16 protein-coding genes are annotated in these 19,105 nt (G+C 62.2%); 4 read left to right on the forward strand and 12 right to left on the reverse strand.

Going from position 1 to position 19,105, the window contains the following annotated elements; genetic code table 11:
- The first annotated feature begins 11 nt into the window (after window positions 1-11).
- Window positions 12-1,385 (forward strand): cell envelope integrity protein CreD, encoded by a 1,374-nt coding sequence (gene creD, locus BW992_RS09470; RefSeq protein ID WP_076406063.1) that lies wholly within the window; start codon window positions 12-14, stop codon window positions 1,383-1,385.
- Entirely contained in the window at window positions 1,382-1,546 is a 165-nt protein-coding gene (locus BW992_RS26875) for a hypothetical protein (protein WP_156682190.1), read from the forward strand. The genes creD and BW992_RS26875 overlap by 4 nt, the downstream gene beginning before the upstream one ends.
- Before the next feature lie 22 nt (window positions 1,547-1,568).
- On the opposite strand, the gene BW992_RS09475 is transcribed toward BW992_RS26875, so the two are convergent.
- The 8 genes from BW992_RS09475 to BW992_RS09510 all read right to left on the reverse strand — a co-directional run bounded on the left by BW992_RS09475 (window position 1,569) and on the right by BW992_RS09510 (window position 10,667).
- Complete coding sequence (locus BW992_RS09475) at window positions 1,569-2,198, reverse strand: glutathione S-transferase family protein (protein WP_072430861.1); 630 nt, start codon at window positions 2,196-2,198, stop codon at window positions 1,569-1,571.
- A gap of 90 nt (window positions 2,199-2,288) precedes the next feature.
- Window positions 2,289-2,471 carry a hypothetical protein gene (locus BW992_RS09480; RefSeq protein ID WP_072389863.1) on the reverse strand — a complete coding sequence of 61 codons (183 nt, stop codon included), beginning with the start codon at window positions 2,469-2,471 and terminating at the stop codon, window positions 2,289-2,291.
- Window positions 2,468-3,598 (reverse strand): PepSY-associated TM helix domain-containing protein, encoded by a 1,131-nt coding sequence (locus tag BW992_RS09485; RefSeq protein ID WP_076406065.1) that lies wholly within the window; start codon window positions 3,596-3,598, stop codon window positions 2,468-2,470. The genes BW992_RS09480 and BW992_RS09485 overlap by 4 nt, the downstream gene beginning before the upstream one ends.
- A gap of 93 nt (window positions 3,599-3,691) precedes the next feature.
- Window positions 3,692-6,130, reverse strand: a complete 2,439-nt coding sequence (locus BW992_RS09490) for a TonB-dependent siderophore receptor (RefSeq protein ID WP_076406067.1) — start codon at window positions 6,128-6,130, stop codon at window positions 3,692-3,694.
- Between the two features lie 255 nt (window positions 6,131-6,385).
- Window positions 6,386-7,366 (reverse strand): FecR domain-containing protein, encoded by a 981-nt coding sequence (locus tag BW992_RS09495; RefSeq protein ID WP_072430858.1) that lies wholly within the window; start codon window positions 7,364-7,366, stop codon window positions 6,386-6,388.
- Window positions 7,363-7,881, reverse strand: a complete 519-nt coding sequence (locus BW992_RS09500) for an RNA polymerase sigma factor (RefSeq protein WP_072389851.1) — start codon at window positions 7,879-7,881, stop codon at window positions 7,363-7,365. The genes BW992_RS09495 and BW992_RS09500 overlap by 4 nt, the downstream gene beginning before the upstream one ends.
- A 147-nt stretch (window positions 7,882-8,028) precedes the next feature.
- Window positions 8,029-8,736: a 3'-5' exonuclease gene (locus BW992_RS09505; RefSeq protein ID WP_072389848.1), complete on the reverse strand. Its 708-nt coding sequence runs from the start codon at window positions 8,734-8,736 to the stop codon at window positions 8,029-8,031.
- Window positions 8,733-10,667, reverse strand: a complete 1,935-nt coding sequence (locus BW992_RS09510) for a putative nucleotidyltransferase substrate binding domain-containing protein (protein WP_305367269.1) — start codon at window positions 10,665-10,667, stop codon at window positions 8,733-8,735. Before BW992_RS09510 ends, BW992_RS09505 begins: the two co-directional genes overlap by 4 nt.
- A 257-nt stretch (window positions 10,668-10,924) precedes the next feature.
- Here BW992_RS09510 and BW992_RS09515 point away from each other — a divergent pair, with 257 nt between their 5' ends.
- Window positions 10,925-11,371 (forward strand): response regulator, encoded by a 447-nt coding sequence (locus BW992_RS09515; protein ID WP_072389842.1) that lies wholly within the window; start codon window positions 10,925-10,927, stop codon window positions 11,369-11,371.
- A 254-nt stretch (window positions 11,372-11,625) separates the two neighbouring features.
- On the opposite strand, the gene BW992_RS09520 is transcribed toward BW992_RS09515, so the two are convergent.
- On the reverse strand, window positions 11,626-13,803 hold the full coding sequence (locus tag BW992_RS09520; protein ID WP_076406069.1) for a malate synthase G: 2,178 nt from the start codon (window positions 13,801-13,803) through the stop codon (window positions 11,626-11,628).
- 435 nt (window positions 13,804-14,238) lie between these two features.
- Between BW992_RS09520 and BW992_RS09525 the strand changes: the two genes are divergently transcribed.
- Window positions 14,239-14,757, forward strand: a complete 519-nt coding sequence (locus tag BW992_RS09525; RefSeq protein ID WP_072389836.1) for a glycine cleavage system protein R — start codon at window positions 14,239-14,241, stop codon at window positions 14,755-14,757.
- 217 nt (window positions 14,758-14,974) lie between these two features.
- Here the strand turns inward: BW992_RS09525 and rarD are convergent, their stop codons facing one another.
- From rarD to BW992_RS09540, 3 genes are all read right to left on the reverse strand, one after another.
- Complete coding sequence (gene rarD / locus BW992_RS09530; RefSeq protein ID WP_072430856.1) at window positions 14,975-15,862, reverse strand: EamA family transporter RarD; 888 nt, start codon at window positions 15,860-15,862, stop codon at window positions 14,975-14,977.
- Between the two features lie 204 nt (window positions 15,863-16,066).
- A complete protein-coding gene (locus BW992_RS09535) occupies window positions 16,067-17,041 on the reverse strand; it encodes a serine/threonine protein kinase (RefSeq protein ID WP_072389829.1) in 975 nt (324 codons plus the stop codon).
- A 162-nt stretch (window positions 17,042-17,203) separates the two neighbouring features.
- On the reverse strand, window positions 17,204-19,105 hold the full coding sequence (locus tag BW992_RS09540; RefSeq protein ID WP_076406071.1) for a PhoX family protein: 1,902 nt from the start codon (window positions 19,103-19,105) through the stop codon (window positions 17,204-17,206).

Consider the following 19,105-nt stretch of genomic DNA (forward strand, 5'->3'; position numbering starts at 1 on the left):
GGAGCTTCCACATGAACCGCAGCCTCGCCGTGAAACTGGGCATGATTGCCCTACTGATCCTCTTGCTGATGATTCCGTTGCTGATGATCAACGGAATCATCGATGAACGCCAGGCGCTGCGCGACGGCGTCTTGCAGGAGATCGCCAGCAGTTCCAGCCACAGCCAGCAGCTCATCGGGCCGATGATCGTGGTGCCGTTTCGCAAGGATGTGCGTGTCTGGAATACCAATGAGAAGACCGGTGTCCGTTTCCTGGAAACCGTCGAGCAAAGCGGTGAATTGTATTTTCTGCCGGATCAGTTCGAACTCGATGGCCAGGTCCGCACCGAAACCCGTGCCCGGGGCATCTACGAGGCTCGGTTGTTCCACGCCGACAGCCGGATCGATGGTCGCTTCAAGTTGCCCGAGCGCTATGGCTTGACCGTCAAGGAGGCGGCCGATTATCGCTTCGACGAGCCGTACCTGAGCGTAGGCATCAGCGACATCCGTGGCATCGAGAGTGCGCTGGTGCTGAAACTCAATGAGCAGACCGTCGACTTCCTGCCCGGTTCGCGGGTCGGTTGGCTGGGGCAGGGGGTGCATGTGCCATTGCCCATGGTCAACGGCCAGAATGGCGCCGAGCTGACCTTCGGTTTCGATCTGCGCCTGCAGGGCACCGGTGAACTGCAGATCCTGCCGGTGGGCAAGACCAGCAAGGTGCACCTGGCCGCCGACTGGCCGCACCCGAGCTTCATCGGCAACTACCTGCCCGTCAATCGCGACATCAATGAACAGGGTTTCAGTGCCGACTGGCAGACCTCGTTCTTCTCCACCAACCTTGAAGAAGCGTTGCAGAACTGCGTGGCGAGCGACAGCTGTGAAACGTTCCGCAGCCGTGCCTTCGGCGTGAGCTTCATCGATCCGGTGGACCAGTACCTCAAGAGCGATCGGGCGATCAAATATGCCTTGCTGTTCATTGCCCTGACATTCGCCGGTTTCTTCCTTTTCGAGGTGCTCAAGAGCCTGGCCGTGCACCCCGTCCAGTACGCCCTGGTGGGCGTGGCGCTGGCATTCTTTTACCTGCTTTTGCTATCGCTGTCGGAACACATCGGCTTTGCCCTGGCGTACCTGTTGTCGGCCAGTGCCTGTGTGTCGCTGGTGGGGTTCTACGTCTGTCATGTGTTGCGCAGCGTAAGCCATGGCCTGGGTTTTTCGGCAGGGCTGGCGGCGCTGTATGCATTGCTCTACGGCTTGCTGAGCGCCGAGGACTATGCGTTGTTGATGGGCTCGCTGTTGCTGTTCGGTCTACTGGGCGTGTTCATGGTGTTGACCCGCAAGCTGGACTGGTACGGGGTCGGATCGAAACCGGCGGCGACCATGACGTTCGATCTGGGGGAAGTGAAATGAGCCGCTCGTTGGGGTTGCGCGAGGATCAGCGGGTACGCGAACTGTTGGTAATGCGCATTGCCGGGTTGTTCCCGCTGGATCCGGTGCGCTGCCATCGCGAGCAGGCTCGCTCCCCCAAGGTGCGACACGATTCGATGTGGGAGCGAGCCTGCTCGCGATGAGGCCGGGACAGCTGGCGCAGCGTCAGACCCGGGGCACTGTTTCAATCATTGAAGGCCGCAGGCTCACCTCGGCGAACCACTGCGCCAGCTGCGGGTTGGTCTCGCGCCATTCCAGGTCCGGGTGGCGCAGGTCCAGGTAACCCAGGGCGCAGGCCACGCTGATGGACGCCACGTCGAAGTGGCTGGCCAGTTCGGCGACCGCCTCGGTGTCGAGCACGGTCAGGGCGCGGCGAATCTTGTCCCGTTGCGCGTCGAGCCACTCGTCCCAGTGTTTTTCCACGGGACGCAAGGCGGTTTCGTAGCGGATCAGTACTGCCGCGTCCATGATCCCGTCGGCCAGGGACGCGAGGGTCAGGCGTCGCCAGCGGGCTGCGCCTTCACGGGGAATCAGCGGATTACCGACGTGCTGGTGGTCCAGGTAATCGAGGATGACGCGGCTGTCATGGATCACCGTTCCGTTGGACAGGCGCAGGGCAGGGATCTTGCTCAACGGGTTTTCATCGATGAGCTTCTGGTCCGGCCTGACCGGGGTGAGCTGGCTGAGCTGCAACGCCACGCGGTCCTGCTGGCCGGTTTCGTGCAGCAGCACCAGCACCTTGCGGACGAAGGGCGAAGCGGGATTTTGAAACAGCGTCATGCTGGGGGTGGCCATGGAGTCGGTCTCGAGGGGGGACAGGGTTCAGACCCGGGATTCGCACAGCCTAGACAGTTCAGACGCGACTGGCGAGCCCCCCTGCGCAGCTTATCCGTTGCGCTTGAACAACCCCCAGGTGCCCAGCAGGGTCGGCAGTCCCAGGCCCACCCAACTCACCGCGTCCCACGCACCGTCACCCAGCAGTGCCGAGAACAGTCCGGCGGCGCAAAGGACACCGATCAGCACGGGAGCGCCAAAGACTTTCCAGAAGTTCGACTGCCGGGGCCTCATGACACCACCTGCGCGCCGACGCTCGCACGTTTGGCTGCCTTGCGCCGCACCAGCCACAGGTAGACCCCGCTGCCGAGGACGATGATGGTCAACACATCGAGGGTCGCCCAGAAGATCTGCATCGGCCTGCCGCCGTAGTCACCGAAGTGCAGCGGCAAGGACAGGCTCATGACATCCATGTACCAGGGCCGCTCGGCCATGGCGGTGACGTCCAGGGTGCTGGCGTCGATCAACACCGGGGTCAGCAGGTGAGAGGTCAGGTGGGTATTGCCCTTCATGAACACACCGTAGTGGTGCTGGCTGGAAAACAGCGTGCCGGGGAATGCAATGAAACTGGGCTCCATGCCTGGCGTGGCTTGCCTGGCAATGTCGAGCAGGCGGGTGGCCGGCGCCAGTTGGGTCAGGGGCGGGGCGTTGCGGTAGGGTTCGACCATGGCGCCGAGGCTGTCGTTGCGCCAGGCGGCGATGATCAGGTCGGCGCACGCGGCGATGACACCTGTGACCCCGACGGTCAGCGCCCAGACCAGCGTGACCACGCCGATCAGGTTATGCAGGTCGAGCCAGCGCAGGCGCGTGGATTTGTCCTGGCGCACCGTGGCGAACCTCAGGCGCCGCATGAACGGCAAATACAGGACCACGCCGGAGACGATGGCGATCACGAACAAGAGGCCCATGAACGCTAGCAGCAGCTTGCCGGGCAACCCGGCGAACATGTCCACGTGCAGGCGCAGCATGACCATCATGAAACCACCGTTGGCCGAGGGCATTTCCAGGGCCTCGCCGGTGCGTGCATCGAGCATGAAGGTGTGTGAGGAATTGGGCTCGGTGTCCGGTGTCGGCGCCATGATGGTGATGACACCGTTGGGGTCGTCTTCGTCCCAGCCGAAATACTGGACCACTTCACCCGGACGATGGGCCTTGGCCTTCTCCACCAACTGTTGCAGGTCCAGGTGTGGCGTGTCGGCGGGCATTTCCCGGAACTCGGGGGCGTCGCCCAGCAGGTGCTCGATTTCATGATGGAAAATCAACGGCAGCCCGGTGATCGCCAGCATCAGCAGGAACACCGTGCAGATCAGGCTGGTCCAGGTGTGGATGAACGACCAGCGGCGGATGGTTTTGCTTTTCATGAAGGATCCGGATGCAAAAGAGACCGGCCGTGGCGAGAGGAAAATTACTCGCCACGGCTGACCCTCGAAAGGTTTGCCGCAAAGGCTAACCGATTACCATTTGTAATTCACGCTGGCAACGACGTTGCGTTGGTCGCCGTAGTAGCAATAGAAACCATCGCAAGTGGACAGGTAGTCCTTGTTGAAGATGTTCTTCGCGTCCACCGCCACCGTAACCCCCTTGAGGGTCTTGTTCAGGCGGCCCAGGTCGTAATGGGCCGATGCGTCGTACACGGTGTAGGAGCCGACATGGCCCCAGTCGGTGTTGGTGGTGTTGCCGTAGGTGTCGCCGACATAACGCACGCCTGCGCCCACGCCGAAGCCGTCCAGCAGGCCGTTGTGCCAGGTGTAGTCGGCCCACGCCGTGGCCTGGTTACGCGGGACCTGGGCCATGCGCTTGCCTTTTTCGGCCGCGGTGCCCTTGGTGATTTCGCTGTCGTTGTAGGTATAGGAGCCGACGAGTTTCAGGTTGTCGGTCACGTTGCCCGAAGCCTCCAGCTCCAGGCCCCGGACCTGGACTTCGCCCACCTGGCGAGTGACGTTGTTTTCGGTCACGGAGTTGTTCTTCTGGGTCAGGTCGAACACCGCGGCGGTCAGCAAGGTCCTGGTGCCGGGGGGCTGGTACTTGATCCCGGCCTCGTACTGTTCGCCCTCGGTCGGTTTGAACGCATCGGTGCTGTTGACCGTTGAACCTGCCGCGGCCTGGAACGACTGTGCGAAGGAAATGTAAGGTGTCACGCCGTTATCGAAGACGTAGCTCAGGGCGGCGTTGCCGCTGAATTTCTTGTCCCGCTGAGTGTTGGTGACGTTGTTGAGGTTGTGGAACTCAGTGCCGGTGTGGACCCAGTCCTCGCGTCCGCCAAGGGTCAGGCGCCAGTTGTCCAGGGCCATCTGGTCCTGGATGTAGAGGCCGGTCTGGTTGGTCTTCTGGTTGTAGTCATACATGGTGAAGTACTGGACGTTGGAGAAATCCTGTCCGTAGATCGGGTTGTGGATATTGCTGGTCGGCACACCGTTCGAACCCCAGTCCCAGCGCGCATTGCTGTTCGAGCGCTGGTGATCCAGGCCCAGCAGCAGGGTGTGGCTGAGAACGCCGGTTTGGAAGTCGGCCTGGAAGTTGTTATCCACAGCGAACTGGCTGATGTCTTCATCGATGACACTGGCGCTGCGCTTGATGGTGCCATCGGCGCTTACCGCCTCGTCAGGCCCCGCTGGCCAGAATTGTCCGCCAGCGGAGATGCCCTGGGTCTCCAGGTCGCTCTTGGTATAGCGCAGGTTCTGGCGGAACTGCCAGGTATCGTTCAGGCGATGTTCGAACGCGTAGCCGAGTGCGTAATAGGTGCGGTCATAGAATTCCCACTCTGGATCCCCCAGGTTCTTGTGATGGGAAATCTTGCCCGCCGGCGAAGACAGCTTGGTGCCCTGTAATGGCAGGAATTGCCCGGTAATACCGGTGTCGTCGCGGGTGAACTGGGTCAGGAAGGTCAGGCGAGTGTCATCGTTGATATTCCAGGTCAGGCTCGGCGCGAGGTTGTAGCGCTTGTCCGGAATGTGATCGACCTGGGAATTGCTGTCGCGCACGGTGCCGCTGACCCGATAAAGGAACTGGCCTTCGTCATCGACCTTGCCGGTGCTGTCGAAATTGATCTGCTTGTGCTCGTAGCTGCCGGCCTGTACTTCCACTTCATGACTGCTCTCGGCCTGTGGGCGACGGCTGACCATGTCCAGCAGGCCGCCCGGCGGCGTCTGGCCGTAGACCGAAGATGCGGGGCCGCGCAACACGGCGATGCGCTCCAGGTTCCAAGTCTCGATTTTCGGCGTGACGTAGTTGCCCTTGGGCAGCGGCAGGCCATCGAGGAACTGGGTCGGTACGAAACCGCGCACCAGCAGCCAGTCGTTACGCGAGTCCGAACCGTAGCCGCTGCTCTGTACGCCGGCGGTGTAGCGCAGGGCATCGTTGAGGTTGAGGACGGAGCGGTCTTCCATTTGCTGGCGCGTGACCACGGAAACCGAGCGTGGCAGTTCGACAATCGGAGTATCGGTCTTGGTGCCGGCGGCGGTGCGGGTGACCGCATAACCTTCGGTCGGGCCCCACGCGGTTTCGCTGATGCCCGCGCCGATCACGCTGGTTTCCGGCAGGGCCATGACGCCCTCGGGCACGGCGGCCAGGCTGTAGGTGCCGGCGCTGCTTTGTTCCAGTTGCAGGCCGGTGCCGCGCAAGGCTTCACGCAATGCGCCGATGGCATCGAACTGGCCCTGGACCGGAGCCGACTGCTTACCTGAGACCAGGGAAGGGCTCAGGCTCAAGGCGAGGCCGGCCTGGCTGGCAATCTGGTTAAGGGTGCTGGCCAATGGCGCGGAAGGCAGGTTGTAGGCGCGCACGCTGGAAGCCTGTTCGGCTGCCAGCAACGGGCCGCTGGCCAACGGGACGGCAAAGGCAATGGCGACGGCCAACAGGCTGGGGCGCAACAGGGTGTCTAGCGGACGGGACATACGGCGGCTCCTGAATGGAAATATTTCTCAATTGCCTGGATGCCGGATGAAAGTCGAAAAGTGATAGGGCTGGATGAAAATAATTTAGATTCAGATTGGATGGATGCCACCTGTCGGATCAGGCGGCGCTCAGGTGGTCTCATTGCGAGCAGGCTCATTCCCACAAGAGGCTGCGTGGCCCGCAATGGTGGGGTCACCCGGGTCACTGTGGAGCGAGCCTGCTCATATTGAGCTATCCGCCGAAAACCCGTCCTCTCACGGCTTGGCTTCGGTCTTCGGTTGCACCATGACCCACCAGCGGGTGTGATGCTCTATCTGTACCGGCAAGGTTGGCAGCAGCGCGGTCAAGGCCAGGTCGGTGTCGTGCAACGGGAAGCTGCCGGTGATGCGCAAATCCGCCACTTGTGGTTCGACGCCCAGGTAGCCGCGACGGTAGCGCCCCAGTTCATGGACCAGCTCTTCCAGACGGGCGTTGTCCACCACCAGCATGCCACGGGTCCATGCATCGGCACCGGGACTCAAGGCCACCGTCGGCCCGAAGCCGTTGCGGCGCATCAGCACCTGCTGGCCTTCGCGAAGAATCTGTTCCTGCTGTGTTGCCTCGGGATGGGCCGCCACGGCGGACTGCAGGACGCTCAGGCGCGTGGCGTCCTCCTCGCGCTTGACCAGGAACCGCGTACCCAGGGCACGCAGGCTGCCTTCGCGAGTCTGCACGATAAACGGACGCGGATCGTTGTGGCCGGTTTCCACCAGGATCTCGCCTTCCTGGAGGATGATGCGCCGTTGCTTATCGTCGAAACGCACATCGAGGGCGCTGTGGGTGTTGAGGTTGATCAGCGTTCCGTCAGCCAGGCGCAGGGTGCGTTGTTCGCCCGTGGCGGTGCGCTGGTCGGCCAGCCAGTAGTCCAGCGGCAGGTAACGCTCCCCGGCAAACAGCGCCAGGCCGATCACCGCGACAATACTGGCCAGGCCGCTGCCTACCTTGCGCAACCGACGCCGGATGCTGACCCGCGACTGCAGCAACGCGGCCCGCGCCGGCCCGCTGGCCACGCTGAAACGCTGGTCGAGCATGCCCAGTTGCCGCCAGGCCCGGGCGTGTTCTTCGTCGGCGGCATGCCATTGGGCGAAGGCCTCGCGGTCCTGGGGAGTGCCGCTGCCCGAGTCCAGGGATAGTTGCCAGGCGATGGCCATGTCCAGGACGCTGGACGAAACCGGTTTGGAATGGACCGGGTTCATGTCGGTTCTCCGTAAAGTGCGATGTAGCACTGACGCATGCCTTGGGCCAGGTACTGGCGCACCCTGGGAACCGAAACGCCCAGGCGCTCGGCGATCTCGGCGTGGCCGAGGCCGTCGAGGCGGTTGTAGAGGAACGCGGCGCGAGCCTTGCTCGACAGTTTGCCGAGCAGCCTATCGATATTCTTGAGGTCCTCGAGGATCAAGTGCTGTTCTTCCGGCGATGGCTGCTCGCCTTCTGGAATCAGCATCAGTTCGGTGAGATAGGCCTGCTCCAGTGCCGCCCGACGGAAATAGTCGAACAGCAACCCCTTGGCGATCGCCACCAGGAAGGCCCGGGGTTCGCGGGGTGCCTTCAATTGCTCGCGGCCCAACAGGCGCACGAACGTATCCTGGCTCAAGTCCTCGGCCCGTTGCGGGCAGGCGACGTTGCGCCGCAACCAGGCCAATAGCCAGCCACGATGGTCACGGTACAGCGCACCAACCAGATCACTGTGAGGGCCAGGAATTGACGACACGGAGTATCACCGATGTTTTAAGTAACGAGAATTGTTCGCGATTGTGGCAGAGGCGGGGGCGGGAAAGCAATTGGCGCCGGTCGGGTGGTGTTGCACATCCTGCATGAGGGCTGGCTCCCACAAGCGCAGCGTGTTCGCCAGCTCAGGTCAAAGCGAAGGGGCCTGTTGTCGCCGTTTCCATTGGCCCAGGCGCTGCTGCAGGTCCAGCGGACTCTGGATCTGTTGCTGGCGAGCGCGGCTGAACAGGATCAGCGCCAGCTCGGCGGTGGCGAGCGCGTCGGCACTGGCGTTGTGGCGATCGAAAACCTGCAGCTTGAACCAGTCGACCCATTCATCCAGGCCGGCCTTGCGCAGGTGGGCTTGGGGGGTGAGCATCGGCGCCAGGTCCGCCACGTCCAGGAACGGGTGCTGCAAGCGGTAGCCCAGGTAGTCCTTCAGTGCGCGTCCGAGCATGTGAGCATCGAACGGTGCGTGAAAAGCCAGCAGCGGACTGTCGCCGACGAACTCCATGAAGGCCAGCAGCGCCTCGGCTGGGTCGCTCCCGGCGGCGATGGCACTGGGCGCCAGGCCATGGATCAGCACACTGGGGCCCAGTTTTTCCTTTTCGCATTGCAGGGTGCGTTCGAACTGCTGGCTGAAGTCGATGGCGCCGTCTTCGATCACTACCGCGCCAATGGACAACACCTGGTCCTTGTTCAGGTTCAGGCCGGTGGTTTCCAGGTCCACCACCACCCAGCGCTGCTCCCGCAAGCTGCACTCGCCCAGGGGCGTGGGCGTCGGCAGTTCCGCCAGGCGTCGCTGCAACGAGTCCGCAAGCATTGGCGGGGCCGGACGCAGCCAGGAAAACAGGTTCACAGCTGGTACCTCAGCGTCAGGCTGCTTTGCAGGCGTTGGGCCTGGCGCAGGGATTCGCGCAGGATGCGACGGTCCAGGTGATTGAGGCTGTCGGGATCGACCCGGTTGGAATAAGGCAGGTTTTCGCGGGTCTGCAATTGGTGTTGTTGCATGCGGGTCTGCTGGATGAAGTGGTACGCCTCTTCATAGGCCGCGCCGTCCAGCGCTTCGATCACACCCTTGGCCACCAGCTGCCGCAGGCGCTCCAGGGTGTTGTTGGCCTCGATGCCATTGGCCAGCGCCAGCAGGCGGGCCCCATCGACGAAGGGAGTGAGGCCCTGGACTTTCAGGTCGAGGGTGGCTTTTTCGCCGTTTTTGCGGCTCAGCACGAAATCCCTGAAACGCCCCACCGGTGGCCGATGGCGCAGGGCGTTATCGGCCATCATGCGTTGGAACAGGCGGTTATCGGCCACCTGGTCGAGAATCTGCCGGCGTAACTGTTCACAACCCTGTTCATCGCCCCAGACCACTCGCAGGTCGAAATAGATGCTCGATCCCAGCAGGTTTTCCGGCGTCGCCTCGCGAATGAACGCCGCAAAGCGCCGGGCCCATTCGGCGCGGGACAGGCACAGCTCGGGGTTGCCGGCCATGATGTTGCCCTTGCACAGGGCGAAGCCGCAGAGCGCCAGGCTCTGGTTGATCTGTTGGGCGATGGGCAACAGGAGGCCGCGAATCTGCGCCGCATGGGCCGCGTCCCGGGCCTCGAAGAGTATGCCGTTGTCCTGGTCGGTGTGCAGGGTCTGCTCCCGTCGACCTTCACTGCCGAAGCATAACCAGCTGAACGGTACGCCCGGGTCGCCCTTGTCGGCCAGGGTCAGCTCGATGACCCGGCACACCGTATGGTCGTTGAGCAAAGTGATGATATGGGTGATCTGGGTCGACGATGCGCCGTGGGCCAGCATGCGCTCCACCAGTTGGCCGATCTCGCCGCGCAGGCCTACCAGGTTCTCCACGCGCGGAGCGTTGCGAATGGTCCGTGCCAGGTGCACCAGGTCGACTCGTTGCAGCGAAAACAGGTCCCGCTCCGATACCACCCCGCACAGCCGATGCTCCTTGACCAGGCAGACATGGGCGATGTGGCGTTCGGTCATGGCGATGGCCGCATCGAAGGCACTGTGGTCCGGCGTCAGGTAGAACGGGGTCTGGGTCATGTGCACCGCGATGGCCTGGGAAAAATCCCCGGAACCGTCGGCCACCACATGGCGCAGGTCGCGCAGGGTGAAGATCCCCACCGGCGCTTTCTGTTCATCCACCACCACGATGCTGCCGACCTGCTGCTCGTGCATCAGCTTCACGGCTTCCCGCAGCGGCGTGTCAGGGCTGCAACTGACCGGATGACGCATCGCCAGCTCACCCAAGCGCGTATTGAGCGAGTACTGGGTGCCGAGGGCCTGCGCGGACTTCTGCTGGACTTGCTGGTTGACCTGGTCGAGCAGGCTGCTGACCCCACGCAGGGCGAAATCGCGAAAGGGGCTGGAAAGGGCGAACAGCTTGATGAAAGCCTGCTTGTTCAATTGCAGGCAGAAGGTGTCCTCGCCAGCCCGGTGCTCGGTGCGTGTTGCGCGCTCGCCCAGCAGCGCGGCGAGGGGAAAGCACTCGCCCGTGGTGATTTCGAACGTAGTCTCGGTGCCACCCTTGGCCGAATGTGGACGCTCTCCCACTACCCGGCCCTGCTTGACGATGTAGAAATGCTCCACCGGTCCATCGGCCGGCTTGATGATGGTTTCGCCCGGAGCGTAGAACCGCAGCAGGCATTGCTCCACCAGATAAGCCAGGTGAGCGTTCTCCATCTGGTTGAACGGGGGAAAGCGCTGGAGAAACTGCAATGTGCCCTGGATGTTCTGCAACACCGCGGTTTTCCCTGCCTGGATGAAGGCGTCCGCTTTTTTCATAACCATTGCGAGTCTTTTTTGAATTGTTGTGGTCGGATCTGTTCCCCATGGTCAACCTCTGCGGGTGGGGTGCCCATTGGACGTAAGTCTAGGTCTCGGCAAAGGGCCGCCATGACGGGAGAAGCCCGCGCGGCGCCCTGAAAAAAACTTCATTGAATCTTCTTGGAAAAAAATCCGACGAAGTGCACATTGAAGCGCTGCCGAACGATGTCTGACCACTGAGCCAGGGGATCGATTTCAAGAACGTAGAGAGCATCATGTCCGACCACGATATTTTGAGTGACGCCGAGCGCGAGGCGCTGAATGCCGTCATGCTGGAACCTGACCTGCCGCCGCAGCGCGTCCTGATCGTCGACGACGACAAGGATGCCCGCGAGTTGCTGTCGGAAATCCTGGCATTGGACGGCATCCGCTGCATGACCGCGGCCAGCGGGGAAACCGCGCTCAAGATGTTGGAGACCAAGCCGTCGATCGGCCTGCTGATCACGGATCTTCGCATGGGCAATGTCGATGGACTGGAGCTGGTGCGCCTGGTGCGCGAGTCCGAGCGGGCCGCGTTGCCGATCATCATCGTGTCCGGCGATGCCGACGTGAAAGATGCCATTGAGGCCATGCATCTGAGCGTGGTGGACTTCCTGCTCAAGCCCATCGACACCGAGAAGTTGCTGGGGCTGGTCAAGCATGAGTTGGGGATGGATCTTTGAGGTCGCCAGTGGAACCTGAACGGTGGTGAGAAAATTCATCCCCGCTGGCTGCGCAGCAGCCCAGCAAGCTGATTCCAATTAACCTGACACGCCGAGCCGACAGGCTTCAGGGTTGCCCGGCAACCCAGCGGGGATATCCCTCGCCACAAAAGCAGCGCTTGGCGTTATTTCCGGTGTTGGCATTGTTGTTACTTCCAATGAAAAAGCCCTGATCTTTCGATCAGGGCTTTTTGCGTTGCGTCTCTATCGCTCAATCACAAACCATTGGCTGCCTTGAACTCGCGACGACGGCGGTGCAGCACCGGCTCGGTGTAGCCGTTGGGCTGCTTCGTGCCTTCGATCACCAGCTCGACCGCCGCCTGGAAGGCGATGTTGCTGTCGAAGTCCGGCGCCAGCGGGCGGTACAGCGGGTCGCTGGCGTTCTGGCGATCCACCACCGGGGCCATGCGCTTGAGGCTTTCCATCACCTGGTCTTGCGTAACGATGCCATGGCGCAGCCAGTTGGCGATGTGCTGGCTGGAAATACGCAGGGTCGCGCGGTCTTCCATCAGGCCGACATCGTTGATGTCCGGCACCTTCGAGCACCCCACGCCCTGGTCGATCCACCGCACGACATAACCCAGGATGCCCTGGGCGTTGTTGTCCAGTTCGTTCTTGATCTGCTCCGGCGTCCAGTTCGGGTTCGCGGCCAGCGGGATGGTCAGGATGTCATCCACCGAGGCGCGGGCGCGCTTGGCCAGTTCGGCCTGGCGGGCGAACACGTCGACCTTGTGGTAGTGCAGTGCGTGCAAGGCCGCGGCAGTCGGCGACGGTACCCAGGCGGTGTTGGCCCCGGCCATCGGATGGGCGATCTTCTGTTCGAGCATCGCGGCCATCAGGTCCGGCATGGCCCACATGCCCTTGCCGATCTGGGCGCGACCTTGCAGGCCGGTGCTCAGGCCAATGTCGACGTTCCAGTTCTCGTAGGCGGCAATCCACTTCTCGGCCTTCATATCCGCCTTGCGCACCATCGGACCGGCTTCCATGGAGGTGTGGATTTCATCGCCAGTGCGGTCCAGGAAGCCGGTGTTGATGAACACTACACGTTCGCTGGCGGCCTTGATGCAGGCCTTGAGGTTGACCGTGGTACGGCGCTCCTCATCCATGATGCCGACCTTGAGGGTATTGCGCGGCAGGTTCAGCACATCTTCGATGCGACCGAACAGCTCGTTGGTGAAAGCCGCTTCCTCCGGGCCGTGCATCTTCGGCTTGACGATGTAGATAGAGCCGGTACGGCTGTTGCGCCGCGAGGTATTGCCGTTGAGGTTGTGGATCGCCGCCAGGCTGGTAACCAAGCCATCGAGGATGCCTTCCGGCACTTCGTTGCCGTGCTTGTCGAGGATTGCGTCGATGGTCATCAGGTGGCCGACGTTGCGCACGAACAGCAACGAACGGCCGTGCAGCGTCAGGCTCGAACCGTCGACGGCGGTGTACGCCCGGTCGGCGTTCATGGTGCGGGTGAAGGTCTGGCCGCCCTTGGACACCTGCTCCGACAGGTCGCCCTTCATCAGGCCGAGCCAGTTGCGGTAGATCACCACCTTGTCGTCGGCGTCCACCGCCGCGACGGAGTCTTCGCAGTCCATGATGGTGGTCAGTGCGGCCTCCATCAGGATGTCCTTGACGCCGGCGGCGTCGGTCTGGCCAACCGGGGTGCTGGCGTCGATCTGGATTTCGAAATGCAGACCGTTGTGCTTGAGCAGCACGGCCGCCGGAGCCGAGGCGTCGCCCTGGAAACCGATCAGTTGGGCATCGTCACGCAGGCCGCTGTTGCTGCCACCCTTGAGGGTGACGACCAGCTTGCCGTCGACGATTTTATAAGCGGTGGAATCGACATGAGAGCCTGCCGCCAGGGGAGCGGCTTCGTCGAGGAAGGCGCGTGCGAAGGCGATGACCTTGTCGCCGCGTACCTTGTTGTAGCCTTTGCCTTTCTCCGCGCCATCGGCTTCGCTGATGGCGTCGGTGCCGTACAGGGCGTCGTACAGAGAGCCCCAGCGGGCGTTCGAGGCGTTCAGGGCGAAGCGGGCGTTCATGACCGGCACCACCAGTTGCGGGCCGGCCATGCGGGCAATCTCGTCATCGACGTTTTGCGTCGTGGCCTGGAAATCCGCTGCTTCTGGCAGCAGATAACCGATGTCTTGCAGGAAGGCTTTGTAAGCCACGGCATCAAGGGCCTGGCCGGCACGTGCCTGGTGCCAGGCATCGATACGTGCCTGGAAATCGTCGCGTTTGGCGAGTAGGGCTTTGTTCTTCGGCGCCAGGTCGTGGATGACCTTGTCGGCACCGGCCCAGAACGCGTCGGCGGTGAGGCCGGTTCCGGGAATGGCTTCGTTATTCACGAAGTCGAACAGGACTTTGGCGACCTTAAGGCCACCGACTTGAACGTGTTCAGTCATTGCTTGCCTCACTCTGCTCAGCTATTTCGCTTTTCAGCTCTCGAATTTGACAATGAAGCCTCGGGACATTTAAAGCACAAACCCCGGAACCAGTACATGCCATCACTGGCGGCTGGGTATCAAGCCTTGCGGATAGGGCTTTTCAGGGATGCGACTGCGCCTTGAGCCGACATCGGTCCAACATTATGTAGTGCGCGCTGCGGAATACTACATGATCAGTTGCGGTTGTGAAAATTAGACTAATTGCGTCGTTCCGCGACCGACTAAAGCAGTACAGTCACGGCGAGGCATGAGATGTTCTCAAAAAACAGATGAATTGTTCCAGATAAAAATAAAAAACTGTACACGATTTGCCAGATGTCCATCTGGGCGCATGTGTCACAGGAGGGTGTGCTCTGCCTATACTTTCGCTTCTCACAACAAGAGGGCTGCGCCATGGACCACTTGGTCATCACAGTTTTTGCCCCGGACCGGCCCGGGCAGGTCGAGCGCATTGCCGACTGCATCGCCGCGCATGGGGGTAACTGGCTGGAAAGCCGCATGTCGCGCCTGGCCGGGCAATTCGCCGGGATCTTGCGCATCAGCGCCCCGGCCGAATCCCAGGAAGCGCTGATCGAAGCCTTGCAGGGGCTGTCGGTGAATGGCATTCGCGTCCTGATCGCAGAAAGCACGGTGGAGCAATCCTGCGACTGGAAACCCATTGCCATGGAACTGGTGGGTAACGACCGTCCCGGTATCGTGCGGGACATCACTCGATTGCTGAGCGAACAGGGTGTCAACGTCGAGCGCCTGGTGACCCATGTCGGGCCGGCGCCGATGAGCAGCGAGTTGTTGTTTCACGCCGAAGCGATCCTGGGCGTGCCGTTGACCCTGTCGCTGGACACCTTGCAGGAACGCCTGGAAACCCTGGCCGATGAGTTGATGGTGGAGCTCAAGCTCAGCGACGAAGCGTGACGAAGGTTATCCAAGGAAAAACTGCGCCTGCCTGTGGATAACCTGTAGAGACCCGGCTCCAGCCCAAGCCCGCCGGGCCTCGGCGAGGAATGCTCAAAAAATCATCAGTTTTCAAGGGCTTGTGCACAAACGGCGGGGATCACGCTGTGGATAACCTTGGGAAGGATGAGCGCAGGCCACGCCAGACGTGGCCTGTAGAGGGTTGTGCGTTTTTTGATCAGCTGCGTCGACGCATGCTGATCACCGCATCGACGCTGTACACCGCCAGCCCGGCCCAGATAAACAGGAACGCCACCAGTGTGCTGGGCGACAGGTGCTCACCAAACAGCATTACGGCGAGCAGCAGCACCAGCGTTGGCGCGATGTACTGGAGAAAACCGATGGTAGTGTAGGGCAAATGCCGTGTTGCGGCGTTGAAGCACACCAACGGCACCAGCGTCACGGGGCCTGCCGCCACCAGCCACCAGGCTTCGGAGGTGGTCCAGAACGCCGCCTGGGCACTGGTGGCCGTGGGATTGAACAGCAACCAGGCGATGGCGATCGGCACCAGCATCCAGGTTTCCACCACCAGCCCTGGCAGGGCCTTGACCGGTGCCTGCTTGCGGATCAATCCGTAGAAGCCGAAGGTTAGCGCCAGCACCAGTGACACCCAGGGCAGGCTGCCCACTTGCCAGACCTGCTGCGCCACGCCGACCGCCGCCAAACCCACCGCCAGCCATTGCATGCGGCGCAGGCGCTCGCCGAGGATCAACATGCCCAGCAATACGTTCACCAGCGGGTTGATGTAGTAACCCAGGCTGGCTTCGAGCATGCGCTCGTTGTTCACCGCCCAGACGTAGGTCAGCCAGTTGGCCGCGATCAGTGTCCCGCTCAGGGCCAGGATCGCCAGGCGCTGTGGGTTGTCCCGCAGTTCGCGCCACCAGCCCGGGTGTTTCCAGACCAGCAGCAACGCCGCGCCGAACAGGGCCGACCACAGCACCCGATGGATGATGATCTCCACCGACGGCACGCTGGCGATGGCCTTGAAGTAGATCGGGAACAGACCCCAGATGATGTAGGCACTCAGGCCCAGGATATACCCGCGGCGCGGGTTGGCGGCTTGCATGCAGAATCCTTGCTTAGGCAGCTAACAAAGGCGTGATTGTAAGGAGATTTTTCGGGTTGTGCTGTGAACCTTTGTGAGCGTTTCACTGCAATCCCCTGTGGGAGCGAGCTTGCTTGCGATAGCGGTGGGTCAGTCGACAAGGGCGTCGAATGTTCGAGCGTAATCGCGAGCAAGCTCGCTCCCACAAGGGATCCGCGGCGGTCGTCAGAACAGCCTCAGCGGCTCTTCATTGAGCGCCGCCAGTTGCTCGCGCAACGCCAGTATCTGGTCGCCCCAGTAGCGTTCGCTGCCGAACCACGGGAAGCTGCGAGGGAAAGCCGGATCATCCCAGCGCCGCGCCAGCCAGGCGCTGTAGTGCATCAGGCGCAACGCGCGCAGGGGCTCGATCAGGGCCAGCTCCCGCGGGTCGAAGTCGTGGAACTCCTGATACCCGTCCATCAATTCCGACAACTGTCCCAGGCATTCCTGCCGATCACCGGCCAGCATCATCCACAGGTCCTGCACTGCCGGTCCCATGCGGCAATCGTCCAGGTCGACGATGTGGAAGACCTCGTCGCGGCACATCATATTGCCCGGATGGCAGTCACCGTGCATGCGGATGTTCTGGTGGGGTGTGGCGGCGTAGACCTCTTCGACACGCTTGAGCAGGTCCCTGGCCACCGACTCGTAGGCGGGCAGCAGGCTGCGGGGGATGAATCCGCTTTCCAATACGGTGGTCAGCGAATCATGGCCGAAGTTCTTCACGCCCAAGGCTTCACGATGTTCGAAGGGGCGAGTGGCCCCCACCGCATGCAGGCGCCCGAGCAGTTGCCCCAGGCGGTAGAGCTGATCGAGGTTGCCCGGCTCCGGTGCACGACCGCCGCGACGGGGGAACAGGGTGAAACGGAATCCGGCATGTTCATGCAGGCTGGTGCCGTTGTGGATCAGTGGAGCCACCACCGGCACTTCGCAATCGGCCAGTTCGAAGGTGAAGCGGTGCTCTTCGAGAATCGCTTCGTTGGTCCAGCGCTGGGGGCGATAGAACTTCGCGATCAGCGGCTCGGCATCCTCGATACCCACCTGATAGACCCGGTTTTCGTAGCTGTTGAGGGCCATTACCCGGGCGTCGCTGAGAAAGCCAATGCTTTCAACGGCATCGAGTACCAGGTCGGGGGTGAGGTTTTCAAATGGATGGGACATGCTGACTCCTGCGCAGCGGCAGGGCTGCCGCGTCCGGCCCGGCATGGTAGCGCAGACAGAGGCAGATAGGTGGCGGCTGTGCTGACGCTATCGCGAGCAAGCTCGCTCCCACAGGGATAGCGGAACCATTGCGGGAGCGAGCTTGCTCGCGATGAGGCCCTGTCAGGCGCCGATGACTCCACCGTCTTCCCGGGTGATCACCATCACCGAGGAGCGTGGCTTGCCATTGGGCTGATGCTCAGGGAATGTCGAACCGCCGTTTTCCCCCGGGTGCTGGATCCCGACGAACATGGCCTTGTAGTCCGGCGAGAAACTGATGCCGGTCACTTCACAACCCACTGGCCCGACCATGAAGCGGCGAATTTCGCCGCTGTCAGGATCGGCGCAGAGCATCTGGTTGTTGCCCATGCCGGCGAAATCCCCGGTGTTGCTGGAGTCGCCGTCGGTTTGAATCCACAGCCGTCCGCCCTTGTCGAAACCCAGGCCATCGGGACTGTTGAACATGTTCTGCGCATTGATGTTGGATGAACCGGCCTTTGGCGTGCCGGCATGCACCGTCGGGTTGCCTGCGACGACGAACAGGTCCCAGGAGAAGGTCTTGGAGGCATGGTCGTCGCGGTCGGTGCGCCAGCGCAGGATCTGTCCGTAGACGTTCTTGGCCCGAGGGTTCGGTCCGCCCACCGGCTGGCCTTCCTCGCCGCGCTTGGAGTTGTTGGTCAGGGTGCAGTAGACCTGGCCGTCTTTCGGGCTGACCACGATCCACTCCGGGCGGTCCATGCGCGTGGCGCCAACGGCGCTGGCGGCAAGGCGTGCGTGGATCAGCACTTGGGCCTGGTCGGCGAAGCCGCTGCTGGCGTCGAGGCCGTTCTTGCCATGGGTCAGTTCGATCCACTGGCCCTTGCCTTTCGGATGGTCCGGGTTGCCGTCACCGGCATCGAAGCGCGCCACGTACAGCGTGCCGTGGTCCAGCAGGTTGCGGTTGGCCTTGGCATTGCGATGGTTGATGCGTTCACGGCTGACGAACTTGTAGATGAATTCGCCACGTTCGTCGTCGCCCATGTACACCACGGCGCGGCCGTCATTGGTCTGGGCGAGGGCGGCGTTCTCATGTTTGAAGCGGCCCAGGGCCGTACGTTTGACCGGCGTGGAATCTGGATCGAATGGATCGATTTCCACGACCCAGCCGTGGCGATTGAGCTCGTTGGGGTTCTTCGCCAGGTCGAAGCGTGGGTCGTGCAGGTGCCAGTTGATCTCACGGCTGGCAACGGTGGCGCCGTAGCGCTTCTGCGCTTCGTCGAACTGCAGGTCGGGCTTGCTGCTGCCGAAGCAATCGGTGAAGTTCTCTTCACAGGTCAGGTAGGTGCCCCACGGTGTCATGCCGTTGGCGCAGTTCTGGAAGGTACCGAGCACTTTCTTGCCGCTCTTGTCGGCGCTGGTCTTCATCAGCTCGTGTCCGGCAGCCGGGCCGCGCAGGCGGATTGGCGTGTTGCCGTGGATCCTGCGGTTATAGCGCGACTCCTGGACGAACTGCCATTGGCCACGGCGACGCTGGACTTCGATCACCGAGACGCCTTCGCTGGCCTGGGCCTTGCGCACGTCTTCGGCGGACTGCGGCAGGCCGCCATGGGAGAAGAGGTAGCGGTAGTTGGTGTATTCGTTGTTGATCGCCATCAGCGCACGGTTGTTGTCACCGGAGAACGGGAACAGGCTCATGCCGTCGTTGTTGTCACCGAACTGCATTTCCTGGGCCCGGGCAGTGCCGTTGCCACTGGGGTCGAAGGCCGGCGCATTCCTTTGCAGCGGCTGGCCCCAACTGATCAATACCGAGGACTTGTAGCCCGGCGGCAATGTGATGGTGTCAGCGCTGGTGGCGGCGATGCTGTCGAAGCCCAGCAGCCTGCTGTTGCCTTCGCTCACGGCGGCGGCCAGCACGCTGCGGCTCAGCAGGTTGCCACCCAGGAACATCGCCGCCCCGCACAGGGCGCCGGCGCTGATGAAGCTGCGTCGGCTCAGGCCAACGATTTTTTCCAGGTCGGTGGATTGGTTTTCTTCTAATAGGCTCAT

This window comes from Pseudomonas sp. 7SR1 (genome assembly GCF_900156465.1).
In the GTDB taxonomy this organism is placed as follows: domain Bacteria; phylum Pseudomonadota; class Gammaproteobacteria; order Pseudomonadales; family Pseudomonadaceae; genus Aquipseudomonas.

Excerpts from the sequence above, each read along its gene's own strand:
- creD (WP_076406063.1), top strand. The coding sequence starts at position 12 with ATGAACCGCAGCCTCGCCGTGAAACTGGGCATGATTGCCCTACTGATC.
- BW992_RS26875 (WP_156682190.1), top strand. The coding sequence starts at position 1,382 with ATGAGCCGCTCGTTGGGGTTGCGCGAGGATCAGCGGGTACGCGAACTG.
- BW992_RS09475 (WP_072430861.1), bottom strand. The coding sequence starts at position 2,198 with ATGGCCACCCCCAGCATGACGCTGTTTCAAAATCCCGCTTCGCCCTTC.
- BW992_RS09480 (WP_072389863.1), bottom strand. The coding sequence starts at position 2,471 with ATGAGGCCCCGGCAGTCGAACTTCTGGAAAGTCTTTGGCGCTCCCGTG.
- BW992_RS09485 (WP_076406065.1), bottom strand. The coding sequence starts at position 3,598 with ATGAAAAGCAAAACCATCCGCCGCTGGTCGTTCATCCACACCTGGACC.
- BW992_RS09490 (WP_076406067.1), bottom strand. The coding sequence starts at position 6,130 with ATGTCCCGTCCGCTAGACACCCTGTTGCGCCCCAGCCTGTTGGCCGTC.
- BW992_RS09495 (WP_072430858.1), bottom strand. The coding sequence starts at position 7,366 with ATGAACCCGGTCCATTCCAAACCGGTTTCGTCCAGCGTCCTGGACATG.
- BW992_RS09510 (WP_305367269.1), bottom strand. The coding sequence starts at position 10,667 with ATGAAAAAAGCGGACGCCTTCATCCAGGCAGGGAAAACCGCGGTGTTG.
- BW992_RS09515 (WP_072389842.1), top strand. The coding sequence starts at position 10,925 with ATGTCCGACCACGATATTTTGAGTGACGCCGAGCGCGAGGCGCTGAAT.
- BW992_RS09520 (WP_076406069.1), bottom strand. The coding sequence starts at position 13,803 with ATGACTGAACACGTTCAAGTCGGTGGCCTTAAGGTCGCCAAAGTCCTG.
- BW992_RS09525 (WP_072389836.1), top strand. The coding sequence starts at position 14,239 with ATGGACCACTTGGTCATCACAGTTTTTGCCCCGGACCGGCCCGGGCAG.
- rarD (WP_072430856.1), bottom strand. The coding sequence starts at position 15,862 with ATGCAAGCCGCCAACCCGCGCCGCGGGTATATCCTGGGCCTGAGTGCC.
- BW992_RS09535 (WP_072389829.1), bottom strand. The coding sequence starts at position 17,041 with ATGTCCCATCCATTTGAAAACCTCACCCCCGACCTGGTACTCGATGCC.
- BW992_RS09540 (WP_076406071.1), bottom strand. The coding sequence starts at position 19,105 with ATGAGCCTATTAGAAGAAAACCAATCCACCGACCTGGAAAAAATCGTT.